The organism is Bdellovibrio sp. BCCA, from assembly GCF_037996825.1.
In the GTDB taxonomy this organism is placed as follows: Bacteria; Bdellovibrionota; Bdellovibrionia; order Bdellovibrionales; family Bdellovibrionaceae; genus Bdellovibrio.
The window spans coordinates 634,760-651,629 of the sequence record NZ_JBBNAC010000001.1 but is presented as its reverse complement, the minus strand read 5'-3'; the positions used below and the strand labels follow the sequence as shown (position 1 = coordinate 651,629).

General features: G+C 43.9%; 18 protein-coding genes. 11 read left to right on the top strand and 7 right to left on the bottom strand.

The window, feature by feature from the left end; translation table 11 throughout:
- The first annotated feature begins 152 nt into the window (after nt 1–152).
- The 3 genes from ileS to AAAA78_RS03275 are packed head-to-tail and all read left to right on the top strand — an operon-like array spanning nt 153 to nt 5,169.
- A complete protein-coding gene (gene ileS, locus AAAA78_RS03285; RefSeq protein WP_340590281.1) occupies nt 153–3,329 on the top strand; it encodes an isoleucine--tRNA ligase in 3,177 nt (1,058 codons plus the stop codon).
- Entirely contained in the window at nt 3,326–4,072 is a 747-nt protein-coding gene (tsaA, locus tag AAAA78_RS03280; RefSeq protein WP_340590280.1) for a tRNA (N6-threonylcarbamoyladenosine(37)-N6)-methyltransferase TrmO, read from the top strand. The genes ileS and tsaA overlap by 4 nt, the downstream gene beginning before the upstream one ends.
- A gap of 2 nt (nt 4,073–4,074) precedes the next feature.
- A complete protein-coding gene (locus AAAA78_RS03275; protein WP_340590279.1) occupies nt 4,075–5,169 on the top strand; it encodes a DUF2914 domain-containing protein in 1,095 nt (364 codons plus the stop codon).
- Nucleotide 5,170: 1 nt separating this feature from the next.
- Here AAAA78_RS03275 and AAAA78_RS03270 read toward each other — a convergent pair whose 3' ends face one another.
- On the bottom strand, nt 5,171–5,779 hold the full coding sequence (locus AAAA78_RS03270; RefSeq protein WP_340590278.1) for a hypothetical protein: 609 nt from the start codon (nt 5,777–5,779) through the stop codon (nt 5,171–5,173).
- 227 nt (nt 5,780–6,006) lie between these two features.
- Between AAAA78_RS03270 and AAAA78_RS03265 the strand changes: the two genes are divergently transcribed.
- Nucleotides 6,007–6,480 (top strand): DUF2846 domain-containing protein, encoded by a 474-nt coding sequence (locus AAAA78_RS03265; RefSeq protein WP_340590277.1) that lies wholly within the window; start codon nt 6,007–6,009, stop codon nt 6,478–6,480.
- Here the strand turns inward: AAAA78_RS03265 and AAAA78_RS03260 are convergent, their stop codons facing one another.
- Together AAAA78_RS03260 and AAAA78_RS03255 are read right to left on the bottom strand one after the other, a co-directional pair.
- A complete protein-coding gene (locus AAAA78_RS03260; RefSeq protein ID WP_340590276.1) occupies nt 6,481–7,749 on the bottom strand; it encodes a trans-sulfuration enzyme family protein in 1,269 nt (422 codons plus the stop codon). It lies immediately after the preceding gene.
- Nucleotides 7,750–7,853: 104 nt separating this feature from the next.
- Nucleotides 7,854–8,420, bottom strand: coding sequence for a HutD/Ves family protein (locus AAAA78_RS03255; protein WP_340590275.1), 567 nt, complete (start codon nt 8,418–8,420; stop codon nt 7,854–7,856).
- A gap of 50 nt (nt 8,421–8,470) precedes the next feature.
- On the opposite strand from AAAA78_RS03255, the gene AAAA78_RS03250 reads away from it, so the two are divergent.
- Both AAAA78_RS03250 and AAAA78_RS03245 read left to right on the top strand, forming a co-directional pair.
- Nucleotides 8,471–9,391, top strand: a complete 921-nt coding sequence (locus AAAA78_RS03250; protein WP_340590274.1) for a GNAT family N-acetyltransferase — start codon at nt 8,471–8,473, stop codon at nt 9,389–9,391.
- A gap of 9 nt (nt 9,392–9,400) precedes the next feature.
- Complete coding sequence (locus AAAA78_RS03245) at nt 9,401–10,387, top strand: alpha/beta fold hydrolase (RefSeq protein WP_340590273.1); 987 nt, start codon at nt 9,401–9,403, stop codon at nt 10,385–10,387.
- Here AAAA78_RS03245 and AAAA78_RS03240 read toward each other — a convergent pair.
- The gene (locus tag AAAA78_RS03240) at nt 10,384–11,280 is read right to left on the bottom strand and encodes an aminoglycoside phosphotransferase family protein (protein WP_340590272.1); all 897 of its coding nucleotides are present in this window, start codon (nt 11,278–11,280) and stop codon (nt 10,384–10,386) included. The genes AAAA78_RS03245 and AAAA78_RS03240 overlap by 4 nt on opposite strands.
- 108 nt (nt 11,281–11,388) lie before the next feature.
- On the opposite strand from AAAA78_RS03240, the gene AAAA78_RS03235 reads away from it, so the two are divergent.
- Complete coding sequence (locus tag AAAA78_RS03235; protein WP_340590271.1) at nt 11,389–11,925, top strand: TetR/AcrR family transcriptional regulator; 537 nt, start codon at nt 11,389–11,391, stop codon at nt 11,923–11,925.
- A gap of 7 nt (nt 11,926–11,932) precedes the next feature.
- Here AAAA78_RS03235 and AAAA78_RS03230 read toward each other — a convergent pair whose 3' ends face one another.
- Nucleotides 11,933–12,841 carry a carboxymuconolactone decarboxylase family protein gene (locus AAAA78_RS03230; RefSeq protein WP_340590270.1) on the bottom strand — a complete coding sequence of 303 codons (909 nt, stop codon included), beginning with the start codon at nt 12,839–12,841 and terminating at the stop codon, nt 11,933–11,935.
- Between the two features lie 287 nt (nt 12,842–13,128).
- Here AAAA78_RS03230 and AAAA78_RS03225 point away from each other — a divergent pair, with 287 nt between their 5' ends.
- Entirely contained in the window at nt 13,129–13,458 is a 330-nt protein-coding gene (locus tag AAAA78_RS03225; protein WP_295901529.1) for an RNA recognition motif domain-containing protein, read from the top strand.
- Nucleotides 13,459–13,513: 55 nt separating this feature from the next.
- Here AAAA78_RS03225 and AAAA78_RS03220 read toward each other — a convergent pair whose 3' ends face one another.
- Nucleotides 13,514–13,762: a hypothetical protein gene (locus AAAA78_RS03220; protein ID WP_340590269.1), complete on the bottom strand. Its 249-nt coding sequence runs from the start codon at nt 13,760–13,762 to the stop codon at nt 13,514–13,516.
- Between the two features lie 123 nt (nt 13,763–13,885).
- On the opposite strand from AAAA78_RS03220, the gene AAAA78_RS03215 reads away from it, so the two are divergent.
- From AAAA78_RS03215 to AAAA78_RS03205, 3 genes are all read left to right on the top strand, one after another.
- Nucleotides 13,886–15,085 (top strand): TCR/Tet family MFS transporter, encoded by a 1,200-nt coding sequence (locus tag AAAA78_RS03215; RefSeq protein WP_340590268.1) that lies wholly within the window; start codon nt 13,886–13,888, stop codon nt 15,083–15,085.
- A 121-nt stretch (nt 15,086–15,206) separates the two neighbouring features.
- Nucleotides 15,207–15,824, top strand: a complete 618-nt coding sequence (gene trhA, locus AAAA78_RS03210) for a PAQR family membrane homeostasis protein TrhA (protein ID WP_445291992.1) — start codon at nt 15,207–15,209, stop codon at nt 15,822–15,824.
- 102 nt (nt 15,825–15,926) lie between these two features.
- Nucleotides 15,927–16,346: a hypothetical protein gene (locus AAAA78_RS03205; RefSeq protein WP_340590267.1), complete on the top strand. Its 420-nt coding sequence runs from the start codon at nt 15,927–15,929 to the stop codon at nt 16,344–16,346.
- On the opposite strand, the gene AAAA78_RS03200 is transcribed toward AAAA78_RS03205, so the two are convergent.
- Nucleotides 16,343–16,870 (bottom strand): cytochrome b/b6 domain-containing protein, encoded by a 528-nt coding sequence (locus AAAA78_RS03200; protein WP_340590266.1) that lies wholly within the window; start codon nt 16,868–16,870, stop codon nt 16,343–16,345. The two genes, AAAA78_RS03205 and AAAA78_RS03200, sit on opposite strands and share 4 nt — an antisense overlap.

Genomic DNA, 16,870 nt, shown 5'->3' with positions numbered 1-16,870 from the left:
AAGAGGAGCCTCCGGGCTCCTCTTTATTTAGTACAGTTCCATTAGCTTTAAGCTAACTCACAATGTTGCCTCGCATTATCGCTACATCTGCCTCTCCGGAGGGCCTGAAAAGGATGCATGTTTAGGGAAAACCTGATAGATATTGGGGACCTATGACAAATGCAAAAAACACCCGTTCAAATCCCTACAATCCCGTAAAACCCGATGTCCAACTTGCAAAGCAAGAAGAGACGATTTTAGATTTCTGGGATCAAGAGAAAATTTTTGCGCAGTCTTTAGATCCAAAAGGCAAAAAGACTTACAGCTTTTATGACGGGCCTCCGTTTGCAACAGGTCTTCCTCACTACGGGCATTTGCTTGCCGGAGTTTTGAAAGACGTTGTTCCTCGTTACTGGACGATGAAGGGCTATACAGTTCCGCGCCGTTTTGGTTGGGACTGCCATGGTCTTCCGGTAGAGTATGAAATCAACAAGACTCATAAAATCGAAAGTCGTAAAGACGTTTTCAAAATGGGTGTGGCGAATTACAACGATGCTTGTCGTTCGATTGTAAAACGTTATTCGACAGAATGGAAAACAACGGTTCGTCGTGTCGGCCGTTGGGTTGATATGGAAAATCCATACTTCACAATGGACGTTTCTTTCATGCAGTCTGTGTGGTGGGTGTTCCAACAACTTTTCCAAAAAGGTTTGATCTATGAAGGTTACAAAGTCGTTCCTTACTCTGTAGGGATTTCGACGTCTCTTTCAAACTTTGAAGCAAACCAAAACTACAAGATGGTTCAAGACCCTGCGATCACAGTGATGTTTAAGCTGATCAATCAGCCTGACACTTCTGTTCTTGCATGGACGACGACTCCTTGGACTCTTCCTTCGAACTTAGCATTGGCTGTCGGACTTGAAATTGATTACGTCAAAGTTCAGGAAAAAGCGACAGGTCGTAAACTCATTCTTGCACAAGCTTTGCTTCCTTCTGTGTTTAAAAAACCAGACGAAGAAGTTGAAGTTTTGCAAATGATGAAAGGCCAAGAACTTGTTGGTCTTACTTACGAACCTCTTTTCCCTTACTTTGGTGATCGCGCTGATAAAGGAGCATTCCGTATTATCTCTTCTGATCACGTGACGACGGATAGTGGTACAGGTGTTGTTCATATGGCACCTGCATTCGGTGAGGAAGACTACTATGCGTGCGCAAAAGCCGGCATCCCGTTGGTGAATCCAGTGGATGATGACGGTATGTTCACAAATGAAGTTCCGGATTACGCTGGCAAACGCGTAAAAGATGCGGATAAAGATATCATCGCGGATTTGAAAAAACGCGGGAATCTTTTCAAACAAGATACGATCCAACATAGTTATCCGTTCTGTTATCGTTCAGACACTCCATTGATTTATCGTGCGGTGTCTTCTTGGTTTGTAGCGGTTGAGAAAATCAAAGAACAATTGATCGCAAACAACCAAAACACAACATGGGTTCCAGATCATCTTCGTGATGGTCGCTTTGGTAACTGGCTTGAAGGCGCTCGTGACTGGGCGATCTCTCGTAACCGTTTCTGGGGAACTCCATTGCCAATCTGGAGAAATTCAGAAGGCGAAGTGATCTGTGTCGGTTCTCGCGCGGAGCTTGAAAAACTTTCTGGTCAAAAAATTGATGATCTTCATATCGAGTTCGTGGATAAGATCACGATTCCTTCTCCAACAGGAAAATCGCCGTTGAAACGTGTTGATGGCGTTTTGGATTGCTGGTTTGAATCGGGCTCTATGCCTTACGCTCAGTGGGGTTATCCTGAAACTTCTGTTGAAGATTTCAAAAAAGCTTTCCCGGCTGATTTCATCGCGGAAGGTTTGGATCAAACTCGTGGCTGGTTCTACACTCTTTCAATCATTGGAACTGCGTTGTTTAACCAAGCTCCGTTTAAAAACGTTGTTGTGAACGGTCTTGTGCTAGCGGAAGACGGTCGCAAGATGTCGAAGAGCTTGAAAAACTATCCTGATCCAATGGAAGTTTTAAATCAGCACGGTGCGGATGCTTTGCGTTTATATCTGATTGATTCTCCGGTGGTGAAAGCACAAGAGCTGAAGTTCTCTGAAAAAGGTGTTTACGATATTGTTCGTAAGATCTTGCTCAGATGGTGGAACTCTTATTCGTTCTTTGCGAATTACGCGAACATTGATGGATTTGTTCCAAAAGGTGATGCGAAAAAATCTCCAAACATTTTGGACCAATGGGTTCTTTCTCGTTTGAATGGTTTGATTGCGAACACTCACAAAGAGATGGACGCTTACCGTTTGTACAACGTTGTTCCTCATCTTCTTCAGTTCATTGAAGATTTGACGAACACGTACATCCGCTTTAACCGTTCATTGTTCTGGCAAGATGGTATGCCTGAGACAAAACGTTACGCTTACGAGACTTTGCATGAAGTTCTTGTGACCTTGTCACGTTTGATGGCTCCGTTTGCGCCGTTCTTGTCGGAAGTGACTTATAAAAACTTGGCGCAGGTTCTTCCTAATAAAAAAGACTCTGTGCACTTGGAAAGCTTCCCGAAAGAAGATCTTTCTATGCTTCGTCCTGAATTGGAAGAAGCTGTGAAGGCCATGGATACTCTTGTGACATTGGGACGTAATCATCGTGAAAAGATCGCCGTGAAAGCGAAGATCCCTTTGAACGAAATCAAGATCATCCACAGAAATCCAGAGCTTCTAAAAACTTTGCAGATGTTTGAACATCTTTTCATTGATGAGTTGAACTTCCGTAAAGTGACTTACGATTCTCACGAAGACCAATACGTGCAAGTGACTGCGAAAGCAAACTTCCCTGTTTTGGGTAAACGTTTGGGACCTAAGATGAAGGCCGTTGGTGGCGCGATCCAAAAATTGGATTTAGCTGCGATTTTGAAACTTGAAAACGGTGAAACGATTCAAGTGGAAGGCGAAGACATTCAATTGTCTGATGTTGAGATCCGCAGAGCACCAAAAGGTGATAATGCGAATTTGTCTGTTCATCAAATCGTTTCAATCGAAGTTGATCCAACAGTGACTCCGGAGCAAGAGCGTGAAGGTTTGGCTCGTGAGATCATGCGTAAGGTTCAAGTGGCGCGTAAGTCTGCTGACTTTAAGCTTGATGATAAGATCACGCTTGAGATCGCATGTACGGCGGCTTTGCGTGAAGCTCTTGAAGCTCACAAGGACATGGTTGTTTCTGAAACTTTGACGATGAATTTGAACATCATGGATGTGGCGGCTGATCCAAAAGGCACGCATACAGAAGCTTCAGATATCGACGGCGAAGTTATTAAAGTCGGTGTGACCGCTCTTCCTCGCGCGTGAAAAAGCTCGGGGAAGAATTCTCATTTTCTGCCATAGGCGTTGTCAGGACTCCGTTCAAAGACAAGTTCGGAGTTCCTCGCCAACCGGGTCTTGCCGCTGAAGCCAAAGGCGTCATTAAATTAAATCCTGATCCTGATTTAAAAACTGCACTTAAAAGCCTCGAAGAGTTCAGCCACTTGTGGATTGTTTTTGTTTTCCACGAGCACGGCGGAAAAAATTGGAAGCCGAGCATTCGTCCGCCAAGATTAGGCGGCAATCGCAAAGTGGGAGTTTTAGCTTCGCGTTCTCCTCACCGTCCAAATCCCATTGGGATCTCTGCTGTTTCTATAGAAAGAATTGATCTTGATGCCGAAGGTGGAGCAGAAATTTATGTCGGCGGAGTTGATTTGATAGATGGCACGCCGATTTTAGATATTAAGCCTTATATTCCTTATGCTGATGCGATTCCTGAAGCGAACGCAGGTTGGGCTTCGGGAGATATTCCTCGTTATCCAGTCAATTTCACAGAAGAAGCTGAGGCGGAAATTGCGAAGCGTGACCCTAGCGGAGAAAAGAAACTGCGTGCGTTGATTATCGACATTTTAGAACTTGATCCCCGCCCTGCATTTCAAAAGCGTCAATTGCCTGTGGAAGACGAAAAAAGCTGGGGCACTAAATACGGCTTTGATGTCGTCGGCAATGACATAAAGTATGAAATCCGCGAAGGACATTTTTTGGTCTACGCTTTGGGTTATCAAAAGTAAGTATGGAAAAAATTAAAAACCGCCTTTTGCAATTTTATGAAGCTAACGAAACTAAATTGGATATTTTGTTCTTTCTGGGCGGTTTCTTTTTTGATGTTTTAACTTTATCTGATGTCGATGATATTTTAGGAGTCGCGCAGCAAGTTGCGTATCTTTTGATTCTGGGGTCCATTCTTTATTTTGATTTCTTGGGCCGTCATGGCGCTTTTCAAATTCCGAAACGCTTGGAAAGAATCTGGGAATATCGACAGCTTGCTTTGCATTTCCTTTTGGGAAGTTTATTAAGCCTTTATTCTCTTTTCTTTCTTAAAAGCGCTTCGCTTTGGTCGTCGATTGTCTTTATTGCGCTTCTCATGGGCTTGATGGTTGCCAATGAGTTTAAGCGCGTTCGCGAAAGCGAAATCAACATCAAGATCGGTCTTTATGTTATCTGTGTGTTTTCATTCTTCTCGATCCTTGTTCCTGTTATTTTAGGCTTTGTCGGCATCGTGCCTTTTCTTCTTTCGATTTTACTCACAGGCTCCACTCTTTACGGAGTGTATGGACTGCTTAAAAGAAAGATTTCAGACAACAAAGCTTTGCTTCGTGGCTTAGCTGCTCCTGGGGCCGTCGTTCTTGTTTTGTTCTTTGCTTTTTACTTTATCGGTTGGATTCCTCCAGTGCCGCTTTCAATTCAAAATATGGGTATTTACCACATGATTGAGAAATCCGAGGGTAACTACATCGTTTCTTCAGAAAATTCAGGATGGATGTTCTGGCACACCGGCGATCAGGATTTTATTGCAGAACCTAACGATAAAATTTATTTCTTTGCGCAAATCTTTTCTCCAGCGCGTTTTAGTGATTCGGTGATTTTACATTGGTATTTTAAAGATCCTAAAACTGGATGGCAGACCACTGATCGAATTCCTATGAATATCTCAGGAGGTCGAAAAAGCGGTTATCGAGGATTTGCTTCAAAACAAAACTATTCAGAAGGAAAATGGCGCATCAGTGTCGAGACGACCGATGGCCGCGAGATTGGTCGCATTTATTTCAACGTAACCAAAACGCCCGAGATCAATCCCGAGCGAACATTTTATAAAACGATTTATTAAACTATTTTCTTCCGCAAGTGATATGCGTGAGACTGTAAAGCTCTTCACCACGAAGGTCTTTAAACATCTTCAATTGAATGGTTTTTTCCAAGCGGCTTGCTTGAGGAACGCCTTTAATATCAAAAGTAAAATAGATGTTGTTCAGATAAGTGTTTTCAGCAAAAGAAATTCTTGCGCGGGCTTCTTTAGCAAGATCTACTTTCGCCATTTTAAAATCCACCGCCGAAAAATCTTTTGATGAACTCATCTGCATGCAAACTGCATCCGCAATACCCATAGCTACTGCGTCAACCGCCTGGCTTCCACCTACACCGAAAAATAAGCGCTGACGGGTCCCGCTTTTTGAATCCGCCATCAAAGATTTCAGATAAGGATTTGTGATCATAGGTCCTTTGATAAGATACTGCTCCATCTCAGAATTTCGATCACTTGGAATGACGGAAATATCCACTGCTCCTAAGGACAAGGAGTTCACACCCATATCACTTTTAAAAATAACAATGTCCCCTTTAAATTCGCTTGAAAGGTTCATAGGAAGGGACTGAATGTCTGTCATGGCTTGCGCAGAAAACGAAAGAGCCAACAGGAACAACACCAAAAGGCTTTTCATAAACACTCCCAAATAAATGAATTCGTTCCATTTATTAGCAATAAGGGCACCATTTTCCTCTCAAATATAGAGAAACTGCTCCCTTAAAACATGTTTATGACTTAGGCAGCGCTCTAAATTGTCACCGTCCTCAAGACTAAGGCTGAGTCTTCATATTTATAAACTCAGTTTTATTGACTCCGGTTTTTGATTAAATTCACAATAACAATAAACTTTGGGAGCTTATTATGAACAAAATATTTTCACTGACATTGCTGACATTCGCATTTTTCTTTATTGGTTGCGCATCGATTCCTCAGGCAGACAAAAAACTCGATACTGAAGCCAAGCTATTCAAAGCGCATCCAGAGAAATCTATTCTCTATGTTTATCGTAACGAAGCTATAGGCGGCGCTGTCAGAATGGATGTCATGGTCGATAACGAACTCTTGGGTGAAACAAGAACGGGTCATTACTTGTGGATTAATATGCAACCCGGCGTCCATGTTATTTCAAGTCGAGCAGAAAACTCTCATGATATCGAACTAAAAACAGAACCTGGAAAAGTTTATTATGTATGGCAAGAAGCCAAGATGGGCATTATGTATGCGCGTACGAAGCTGAACGTCGTCGATGAAAAAACAGGACAGACAGGAGTTCGCGAGTGCAGCTTAGTGCAACACCGCCAACCCCGTGGCAACGTCAACGCAAGACTTCATTAATTAGATTTTCTTAAGGGCTTCTTCCAAATCGGCGATAATGTCTTGGGCATTTTCTAAACCGATCGACAAACGAATCGCGCGCGGATCGATACCGCTTTCTCCGCGCTTTTCCGTTGGAATCGCAGAATGAGTCATGAAGCCCGGAACCTCGATCAAAGTTTTTGTAAGCCCCAAACTTACTGCCAATGTGATTGCGTAAGAATTCTTTGCAATGTCGTCGACAAACTTCTGACACTTTTTCATGTCGCCTTTAAGCTGGAAAGAAATCATTGTTCCCGGAGCAAATGTGTTCTCTGGAGATTTTAAATATTTTTTTGCGAGCTTAAACTGCGGATGAGTTTTCAATCCAGGATAAGTGACACTTTGAACTTTCGGATGTTTTTCGAGGAATTGGGACACTTTCAAAGCCGTACTTTGTTGTTGCTCAAAACGAATGGCTTGAGTGGAAATACCGTATACAAGAATATGCCATGCTGAATACGGATGAATGATGGCACCGAAATCTTTACGAGCTACACGCAACATGCTTTCGTGTTCTTTCGGCGCAATGACAGCTCCACCCATCTCTGTTCCAAAGCCTGAGATATTTTTCGTCAAACTTTGAATAACAAAATCAATACCCCACTCGACAGGTCTTAAAGCCCACGGAGTCGCAAACGTATTATCAACCACCGTGTAGATTTGATTCTCATTTTTGCGTTTCTTATTAGCCGCTTTAACAAGGCTTGCGATTTTTTCTAGATCCGCAATTTCCAGAATCGGATTAGAAACAGATTCAAAGTACACGACGCGAGTGGCAGGGTCTGCGAGTTCTTTTTCCAAAACTTTAAAATCGTTGACATCGATCAAAGAGTTTTTAATTTGCAAACGAGGAAGCCAATTCGTCAAAAGACTGTAAGTACATCCATACAAAGTTTTGTGAGCGACGACCTTGTCACCCGCTTTGAGCAGCGACATCAAAGTAGAAGCAATCGCGCCCATACCGCTTCCAAATGTCACGGCACACTCGCCTTTTTCTAAAAGTGCTAATTGGTCTTCCAACATTTTCGTCGTTGGCTCTTCCAGACGGTCATAAATCCAAATTGGCGAATCTGTTTTTTGCGCACCGAACGTATTGAAGCCTTCCGCACCACGCTCTAACGATCCCAAACGGAATGTTGTGGAAGCAGTCATCGGAGGAATCAAGTGATGAGAGAACTCCCAAGATTGCGATAAGAACTCACCGTGAATGGCTTGTGTCCGCGGTGATTTAGATGACTTTTTTTTCATGGATTCCCTCACTTTTATAATGGAGGAAATAGAGCACACATTCTAAAACTTGGGAAGAAAAGAGCACTGGAGCCGCACAGCGCTTTCATGCTGCGACGTATCTTTTAAGCCGTTGCGCGAAGAGTGATGAAAAAGTATTGCGCGCCCGATGAAGAATAAAGTTCCAACGAGCCTGCTCCTTGGATTTTCAATGTAGAACCGGTTTCCACAGAGTTTCCCAGAGCGGAAAACGTTCCCGCAGCGCAAAACAAATAATGAGTCCCGGAATCCAGAAGTAGTTTCGAGGACTTCCCTGCTTCAATTTGGTTTGCAGTTAAATTCGCAGACACCTGATCGCGGCGATAAATCACGCCAAGATCAATCACTTCGCCACTCACCAAATGGCAATCCATGGGAGTTTCTCCTGAAAAACGCAAAGGTTCCATAGGCTCTAATTTTTCATTATTTAAATAAAGTCCCGCCCCTTTCCACACCACAAGCAAACGATCAAGACCTGGAAAGTTTGAAAATGGAGAAGAAGTTCCCACCGTTGCCGAACTCACACGCCACAAAAAATCATCGCCAGGAAATACCAAACCTTCCGGAAAAATATCAATCTGTGCGGTTGAGCCCAAACCATTTTTCCACGGCATAATCTGGTATTCGGAACTTTTGATTAATTTTGTGTCCATATGCATTCTTATAGCCAAATGATCTGCCAGTTGAAAGAATTCTTTTCAGTATGAAGATTTTAAATTTGCGCGATCTTAATCATAAAGAATTAGAAATCAAAAAAACCGGCGAAAAGCTTTCGCATTCATCTGTTTTAAGTGATCTCGTGGATTTTTCAAAATTCTTTACGTCTCATGAAATCATTCCCCCAGGACGAAAAGCTTCTTCGCCTCATTCGCACAGTCACGATGAAGAAATGTTTTTGATTCTTGAAGGACATCCCACACTTCATCACGGAGAAAAATCTTACGAACTATCTCCAGGAGATTTCGTGGGCCTTAAGCCTCAAGATCCGTTCCATCATCATCTTGAAAATAAAACCACCGAAGAAGCACGCGTTCTTGTTATTCGCTCTAAATCCGGGAATGACGAAGTCATTTATAAAAATAATACCGAGAACCCTATTCCAAGAATCGAAACGGACCGGCTTGTGTTGCGTCCTTTCTCGCTCAGCGATGCCAAAGAGGTTCAACGCATGGCTGGAAATATCAAAGTCGCCGAAATGACAGCTCTGATTCCTCATCCGTATCTTGACGGCATGGCTGAAAGTTGGATTGCGACTCACGCGGAACGTTTCTGCAAAGGCCAGGCTGTCGACTGGGCGATCACGCTTAAAGACACAAACACGCTTGTGGGTTGTATCAGCCTTGGTATTTCCCAAAACCACCAGCGTGCGGAAGTGGGTTATTGGATCGGTGAAGAGTTTTGGAGTCGAGGTTTTTGTTCCGAAGCTGCCACTGCGGCCATTGACTTTGCTTTCACAAGACTGCGCCTTAAAAAAATCACGTCGTGCCACATGGCTATTAATCCAGCGTCAGGAAAAGTCATGCAAAAAGCGGGAATGGAACAAGAAGGCTATCTAAAAAAGCATTTCAATAAAAACGGACGTTGGATGGATATGGTGCTTTACGGGATCCTCAATCCCGATTAAAATTTTTCTATGAAAAGAATAAATATCCTTCTCTGGTTCGTTCTATTAGCTGGATGTTCAAGTTTTCAAACACGCGCACCCCAATCGGAGCTTTCGCGTTCCCCGTGGTTCTTTGAGCAAACCTTTTATGAAACTCATGATCCTTTCGTTCAAAGCGTTTATCTGCGCACGGGATATTATTTAGAAGCTGAAGCAACAAACTTTAAAGGCTGCGTGCTTTACCTTGAAGGACTTGCAGACTCCGTTGCGAACCACAGTGCTTTATTCAGTAAATTGAGTAAAGCCGGATATCGAGTCGTCTTTTTTGATTACATGGGACAAGGCGGCTCGCAAGGTTCGATGAACAACACCCGTATCGTCGCACCTCTTTCGTCTTCTTTACAAATTTCTACACAAGCGAAATTTATTTGGGACCGTTACTCCAACCGCAAAGACGAATACTTCGGTCGCGATTGTTCACAAAGTAAAAAAATGGTGATGGGTTGGTCCACTGGTGGACTTGCAACTTACGGTCTTGCTCATGAAGGATGGGCGGATGCTGTCGTCTTAATTGCTCCGGGAATTCACCCTAAGAAATTTGTAGGTGAAGCTGCGACTTCGCCCAAACTGATGTTCACGTTAGATCAGGTAATTTCAGAAAGAACTCTTACGCGTAATAAGTTTGAGAAAAATTTTAATCCCCATGTCGACCCGATCAAACCGGTTTCTCCAGCGGTCGTGCCACTCTTTGCAACCAATCTGCTTTTGTCGTCCGAGTTTTCCCAAGGTTGGGAGATCGCTAAAAAAACTGACGGCTTGGTTTTTCTGTCGGGAGTTGAAGACACTTACGTGGATCGCCTTGCCACAGAAAAAACTCTAAAAAAGAAAGCGCCCCACTTTAAAGTTGTCGCCTACAACGGAGCCCTTCACGAAATTGACAATGAATTACCGGAAGTTGCCAAGGACATGCACGAAAAAACAGTGCAGTTCTTTGATTCTTTCTTAGCAAAGCATTAATCAATCACTTCATCAATAATCTGAGCGATCGCCAATTCCCGAGGAGGGATTCTTTGCCCTCCTTCAAAACTCCAAGCTATCGACAGCATTGTTTTCGCAAAAGCCCAAGCCCGAATTCTTTGGGAATCAAACGGCAGCTCTTCATAAAGCACATCCAACCGACGCAAAATAAAGGCCTTTAAAGATCCTGATGGAGACCAATCCAATGGATTGTAAATCATCGACCCCACTTCAGACACTTTGTCACCGATATAACCGTGCGGATCAATGATCTTCCACTCAGTTCCCGAAAGCAGAATATTGTCGTGGTGAAGGTCGCCGTGCAAAAACACATCTTCGGATGAAGGCTGTGAAAGTTCGCGGTAGATGGCAATGCCTTTATCTAAAATTTTTTTCTCCATGACTCCGTCAAGAAAGCGGAACGACGAAATAAGTTCGGCCAAATGCTGAATATGCGGAGGCACATTCACTTGATGATCAACGTACAATGATTTTATCAGGCGAGCCACACCCCGTGTCGCTTCCTCATCATGTCCTGAAATCGTAAGCCCTTGCAAAGTTTGTCCTGGATTGAGTTCTTCCATGAAAAACGCATTTAAATCATGATCAAATACCAAGACTTGCGGAGCTAAACCTTGATAGGAAGAAAGCCACAACGTTTCCCGAGAGTAATCAGCGCCCGCCGGACCCATTTTCAAAATGGCTTTGACACCATTTTCCATTGTCACCCGCGCGACAAAGTTAAAACTGAGATTATTGACGAGCACAAGCGACTGCAGTTTCCACCTTTGTGAAACCTTTTGCAATAGCAGTGGCAGCTCCGCCAGCCACGCTTTTCCTTCAGCGCCGTAAACCTCAAGAATATTGCTCGTAAAATCTTTTGGAAATTCCATCAAAACTAGACTAGCAAAGGAATTCCTGAATCGTCATGAGAATTTTTTGTCAAAAAACTTGCTTTCAAAAATAATTTATGAACTAATTAGTACATAAACGGAGATGTCATGGCCAGACCCAAGGATCTCGAACGCCGGGATGAAATTTTGAAGAGCACATTAAAAGTGTTAAGAAAACACGGCGGCTGGGATTTATCCTTAAATGAGATTGCGCGCCAGCTTCATACCTCCACGCGCATGCTGGTCCACCACTTCGGCACAAAAGAAAATTTAATTAACGAATGTAAAAAGAATTTAGAGTCCCGCCTGCACAAGGATCTTTCCAGCGCCCCTCCCCACAAAAACTGGAAGGGTCTTGTTTGCTCTGCTTGGGAAAGCTCTTTGCAAGATTCTCACAAGGATGACCGCAGACTGAGTTTGATTTCAAACCTTCAAAGTCCGCGCAAATCGCAGAATCAAAAAGACAATGAACGTGTTATCGGCTCCCTCCGCGAACTTCTCCCCTCCCGATTGAAGAAGTTCGCGGAGGATATATTTATCTATGCCATGGGCTTAGATCTTTACGTTCTTTCGGGAGGCAACATAGACAAAGCCCTTAAGAATTTGCAAAATTATTTACGCCACCTTGAAGACAAAGCGGCTTAAATAAAAACTATTCTTCTTTGTAAGAAACCTTTTTCGGAGCCAAGTTTTTTCCGCGTTCAAGATGTTTAATGATTTGATCGACCTCTCTCTCGAACGCTTTGTCTTCCTGACGAAGTCCATTTAAGACAGTGCTCCAGTGACGAACAAGTCCCGCCATCGCCACAGCCTCTTTGATTTCTTGAGCTGTCGCTCCGTCGGCTTTCGCAAATTCAGTGTCGAGATAAGTGCAATACTGACAAGGAACTTGCGATGAAACTGCAAGACTGACCAGGTCTTTGGTTTTCGCATTCAATGCCGTGTTGGGATTCATCTCCAACCCTTTAAGTTCATTCCAGGCCCCTGCGATCCCGGCTTCAGGATAGGCCTTTATAAAATTCGGAACAAAGCCCATGGTATTTTCCATGTCTTTGAAAGCGGAACTTGCATCTGTGACCGTCACGGGCTCTTTCCCCTTTGGTGGATTTTTCATCGATGTAACCATCTTATCAACATCCGCTTTGAAACTTGCCATGTCTTGCTGAGATCCGTAGAAGTAAGCACTCCACTTGCGTGTACTTGCAGCAATAGCGATAGCTTCCTTCAACTCAGAGGCTTTAGCTCCATTGAAAGTGGCCGTTTTTTTGTGGAAGTAAACACAGTAACGACAAGGAATTTGTGACGCGACGGCAAGAGCGATCACCTCTTTGATTTTTGGTTCCAGCGCCGTGTTGGGACTAAGTTGAATGGTCTTAAACTCTTCCCATGCCCCTGGAAGCGCTTCCGGCGGGAACTCTTTCATGAATGTCGGCACCATCCCAAACGTGCCGCGTATCTCTGACATGACTTTACTATTATCCATTGATGTCTGCGTCTTTTCCGCGGCAAGACTCAGGGAACCGGCAAAAAACAAGGCCATAAAAACAATCCGTGTCTTCATAAATCACCTCTTTCTAAGAGGTATTTGGAGCGGCTCGGGTCGTCTTTTCAAGATTTTTACAGGGTACCTGCAGACAGTCAGGGAGCCCCGACCAGCGCCCAGCTCGATTATATCCGATTTGAAAGCTATTATAGGCGCCCTTAGAGAGTTTCTACACAATTGAGTTTTTTCCTCTTTATATCGCCTTTTATTTAGGCTACAACCAGGGCTCCAATATCGGTCTCTCTTGAGTTAATAGCGTAGGGCTCATTTCTCTTTAGTAGTACCCCCATCCTAAGGAGGAATACATGGGCAAAAAATTATACGTTGGAAACCTTTCTTACCAAATGGACGATCAATCTCTTGGTGATATCTTTGCTGAATTCGGTACAGTTGAATCTGCACGCATCGTAACTGATCGTGAGACTGGCCGTAGCAAAGGTTTCGGTTTCGTTGAAATGTCTTCTGATGACGAAGCTCAAACAGCGATCACAAAATTGAACGGCACTGAGCAATTGGGTCGTAACATGAACGTTTCTGAAGCGAAACCAATGGCTCCACGTGAAAATCGTGGCGGCTTCGGCGGCGGCAGAGGAAACTCTCGCGGTGGCGCAGGCGGCGGACGCCCTCGTTACTAAGATTTTTCTTAGAAATTAAGAATGCTAAAAGGGGATCTTCAACAGATCCCCTTTTTTATTTTTCCTGAGCTTGAACTAAACGTACTGACATCGTGTTGTTTTCTAAAACATCCTTGGCTTGAATTTGTTCGATCCGATCGTTGTAAGCGATCGACACTTGAGTTCCTTGAATCGCATGTAAAAGTTTGCGATGAAGTCTTTTTTCCTGCTGAGTCGCCTCCTTCACAAGTCCGTTAAAGTCACTTACGGCCGCCATTGAAATCGAACTGCTAACAAAACTGATTAAAACGATAAAGAAGCGCATCCTTGCCCTCCTGTTTAAGTTCCTATCTATAGGAGTCCCGGGAAAGGCCCGTCGGTTAATAATTTGCGGTCTTAGAAAAAAACAAAGCTGACTTTTTGCCGCACCTCTCTTAATTTTGATTTCATGAAGAATTTAAAAGCTGGAATCCTTTTCATTTTTATTACAGTGACTTTGGACATGATCGGGATTGGTCTAGTTATTCCTTCCCTTCCCGATATCATGAGACGTTTTGTAACGTCAGAAGCCAGCGTGTCGGAGTACTTCGGATACTTTATTGCGCTTTATGCTTTGATGCAGTTTATTGCTTCACCGCTCTTAGGCGCTCTTTCAGACCGCTTCGGTCGACGTGCAATTTTGTTGGTTTCGCTTTTTATCGCGGGATTTGATTACATCCTGATGGCATATGCGCCGACGATTGAAATTCTTTTTATCGGTCGAGTGATCTCGGGCCTTACGGGTGCTAATATCACCGTCGCCATGGCCTACATCGCTGACGTGAGTGATGATAAAAATCGTTCAGCGAATTTTGGTATGATTGGTGCGGCGTTTGGTTTGGGATTCATCATCGGTCCTGCGATCGGCGGTTTGTTAGGACACATGGGACCGCAGTATCCATTCCTTGTTGCAGCTGGAATGAATTTGCTCAACTTCCTTTTTGGTCTTTTCATTCTTCCAGAATCTTTACCAAAAGAAATGCGTCGCAAAGTGGATTTGAAAAAAACAAATCCGCTGAGCTCATTGAAAAAGATTTTTCAAGCCAAACACATTCTGGGTCTTCTTGTTGTGTATTTCTTCTTTCAATTGGCAGGGCAAACTCATCCTTCCATTTGGACTCTTTACACAGAGACGCGCTTTGGTTGGACGACAGCAGAGGTTGGAATTTCTTTGGCTCTTGTCGGAGTTCTTTCTGCAATCGCACAAGGTTGGCTCACTCGCATTGTGATTCCAAAAATTGGTGAACGCCGTGCTGTCGTTTACGGAGCTTTCGGATATGGCGTGACGTTCTTTCTTTTCGGAGCGGCCACTCAAGGTTGGATGATGTATGCCATCTTGATTGTGTCTTCGATCTTCTGGGTGTCTCAACCGGCGCTGCAATCTATGATAACTCACAAAACTCCTTCGCAAGAGCAAGGTGAGCTGCAAGGTACGCTCGTGAGTTTGGCGTCGCTAGCTGCGATCATCAATCCTCTTGTGGCGACAAAACTGTTTGCCGTTTTTACCGCGAATCCACAGGGGGTTTACGTCCCAGGTGCTCCTTATTATTTCGGAGCCTTGATCTGCGTCATCTCGTGGATCATTATCGCGAAACAAAAGACGGCTTAATTCGAGACCGTTCAATAATTTGAAAGCTCATTTTTCTCAATGATTTTCATTCTAGCCTCTCGTACCTTCACGGCTTTGTGATAATATCAAAAAGTCAGATGCAAGGCGCGAGGAGGTCGTTATCTATCACGGAGAACGTTTTAACAGCATTACTCATCTCATCGGCGCAGCTCTTTCTGTGGCTGGCACTTCAGTATTAGTAACGATGGCGACCATTCACGGTGACGTTTGGAAAATCGTCGGGACCAGTGTTTATGGTGGCATGCTTGTTCTACTTTATACGATCTCGACTTTGTACCACAGCCTACAAGGGCGCGCGAAAAAAGTTCTGCAAAAATTAGATCACATCGCGATTTATCTTTTGATCGCAGGCACGTACACGCCATTTACGTTAATCACACTGCGAGGACCTTGGGGCTGGTGGCTCTTTGGAATTAATTGGTCGCTGGCATTGATCGGAATTATTTATGAGCTGACCATGGCTCATCGCACACGCATTCCTTCGATGATTATTTATGTCTTGATGGGATGGCTTGTCGTCGTGGCGATGAAACCTCTAACGGCGGCGCTGCCAACAGCAGGAGTTGTTTGGCTAGCATTGGGTGGATTGTTATATACAGGAGGCATCGGTTTCTTTTTGTATGACGAAAAAGTCCGACACTTTCATGGCATTTGGCATTTGTTCGTGATGGGCGGAAGTATCTGTCAGTATTTCTGCATTCTCTTTTATCTTGTCTAACTCGGCGTGATAAAAAATTTTTGAGTCGGAGTCATTTTGACTCCTCATCCATTGGCATCGTCTTTGTATTGTTCCTTCTTGTTACCAATTAGGAGGGAAACAATGAAATCACTAACCACCATTCTTTTGATCACACTTTTTTCTTTCAACACATACGCAGGAATTCTTGATTGGATTCGCCCTGATCCTCGTCCAGGCGATGGCCGTGGCGGCGGCCGTCCTCAAGTTACGTGCACAGCACATGATACTGGTTGGGAAGAACACTGGGGTGCACACAGAGATTGTCGTGAGTGTTTAGCGAAACACGGAAACTGTATTGAAACTTGTGAATCAAAATACTTCACATGCCAAGCAGAGGGTGTTGATTATCGCGGATACAAAATGACAATGGAAGCTCGCGGAGAATCTCGCTACTACACAGAACGCGAAGCCATCGACCGTTGCCAATACCGTTACGACAACTGCCGCATCGTGAGCTGCAGCGAAAATTCAGAGACAGTGTCTCGCCGTTCTTGCCGTTAATTTGTACGATCTTTTTTATAACCGTGAATCATGCCTGCCACGAGATTTTGCTTCTCGTGGTAGCTTTCATATAAAGCGCCTAAGACGTGAACAAAAACGGCAGCCATCATAACATCAGCGATGGTACCGTGAAGTTTTTCAACCCACTCTTCACCAAAGAAACGATCCGTTCCCATCATAAAACCTGTGAGCCCCAAACCAATCACACAAAGCATAAGAAAGATCATCATCCATCCCGCAATCGGGTTGTGGGACATATACACGCGTCGTGATTTAAAATTGCGAAGATAACGAAAGACGGTACCAGGACTTGCGAGCCACGTGCTGAACCGTGCGTAATAGCTGCCGAAAAATCCCCAGATAAAACGAAGAATCACAAAAGCGGTGGCAATATAGCCGATAACGGCGTGAGGTTTTTCACCTTCTTCGGTAACAAAAAAATTTAAGAAAATGCAAAGGACCAGAACCCAATGAAATATTCGAACAAAAAGATCCCAAACGTAGATTCTTTTTTCATCCTTCAT

What these genes read in the sequence shown, in the direction of transcription:
- AAAA78_RS03205 (WP_340590267.1), top strand. Translation starts at nt 15,927, where the DNA reads ATGAAATCACTAACCACCATTCTTTTGATCACACTTTTTTCTTTCAAC.
- AAAA78_RS03220 (WP_340590269.1), bottom strand. Translation starts at nt 13,762, where the DNA reads ATGCGCTTCTTTATCGTTTTAATCAGTTTTGTTAGCAGTTCGATTTCA.
- AAAA78_RS03235 (WP_340590271.1), top strand. Translation starts at nt 11,389, where the DNA reads ATGGCCAGACCCAAGGATCTCGAACGCCGGGATGAAATTTTGAAGAGC.
- AAAA78_RS03265 (WP_340590277.1), top strand. Translation starts at nt 6,007, where the DNA reads ATGAACAAAATATTTTCACTGACATTGCTGACATTCGCATTTTTCTTT.
- AAAA78_RS03200 (WP_340590266.1), bottom strand. Translation starts at nt 16,870, where the DNA reads ATGAAGGATGAAAAAAGAATCTACGTTTGGGATCTTTTTGTTCGAATA.
- ileS (WP_340590281.1), top strand. Translation starts at nt 153, where the DNA reads ATGACAAATGCAAAAAACACCCGTTCAAATCCCTACAATCCCGTAAAA.
- AAAA78_RS03240 (WP_340590272.1), bottom strand. Translation starts at nt 11,280, where the DNA reads ATGGAATTTCCAAAAGATTTTACGAGCAATATTCTTGAGGTTTACGGC.
- AAAA78_RS03275 (WP_340590279.1), top strand. Translation starts at nt 4,075, where the DNA reads ATGGAAAAAATTAAAAACCGCCTTTTGCAATTTTATGAAGCTAACGAA.
- AAAA78_RS03245 (WP_340590273.1), top strand. Translation starts at nt 9,401, where the DNA reads ATGAAAAGAATAAATATCCTTCTCTGGTTCGTTCTATTAGCTGGATGT.
- AAAA78_RS03255 (WP_340590275.1), bottom strand. Translation starts at nt 8,420, where the DNA reads ATGGACACAAAATTAATCAAAAGTTCCGAATACCAGATTATGCCGTGG.
- AAAA78_RS03230 (WP_340590270.1), bottom strand. Translation starts at nt 12,841, where the DNA reads ATGAAGACACGGATTGTTTTTATGGCCTTGTTTTTTGCCGGTTCCCTG.
- AAAA78_RS03270 (WP_340590278.1), bottom strand. Translation starts at nt 5,779, where the DNA reads ATGAAAAGCCTTTTGGTGTTGTTCCTGTTGGCTCTTTCGTTTTCTGCG.
- AAAA78_RS03260 (WP_340590276.1), bottom strand. Translation starts at nt 7,749, where the DNA reads ATGAAAAAAAAGTCATCTAAATCACCGCGGACACAAGCCATTCACGGT.
- AAAA78_RS03215 (WP_340590268.1), top strand. Translation starts at nt 13,886, where the DNA reads ATGAAGAATTTAAAAGCTGGAATCCTTTTCATTTTTATTACAGTGACT.
- AAAA78_RS03250 (WP_340590274.1), top strand. Translation starts at nt 8,471, where the DNA reads ATGAAGATTTTAAATTTGCGCGATCTTAATCATAAAGAATTAGAAATC.
- AAAA78_RS03225 (WP_295901529.1), top strand. Translation starts at nt 13,129, where the DNA reads ATGGGCAAAAAATTATACGTTGGAAACCTTTCTTACCAAATGGACGAT.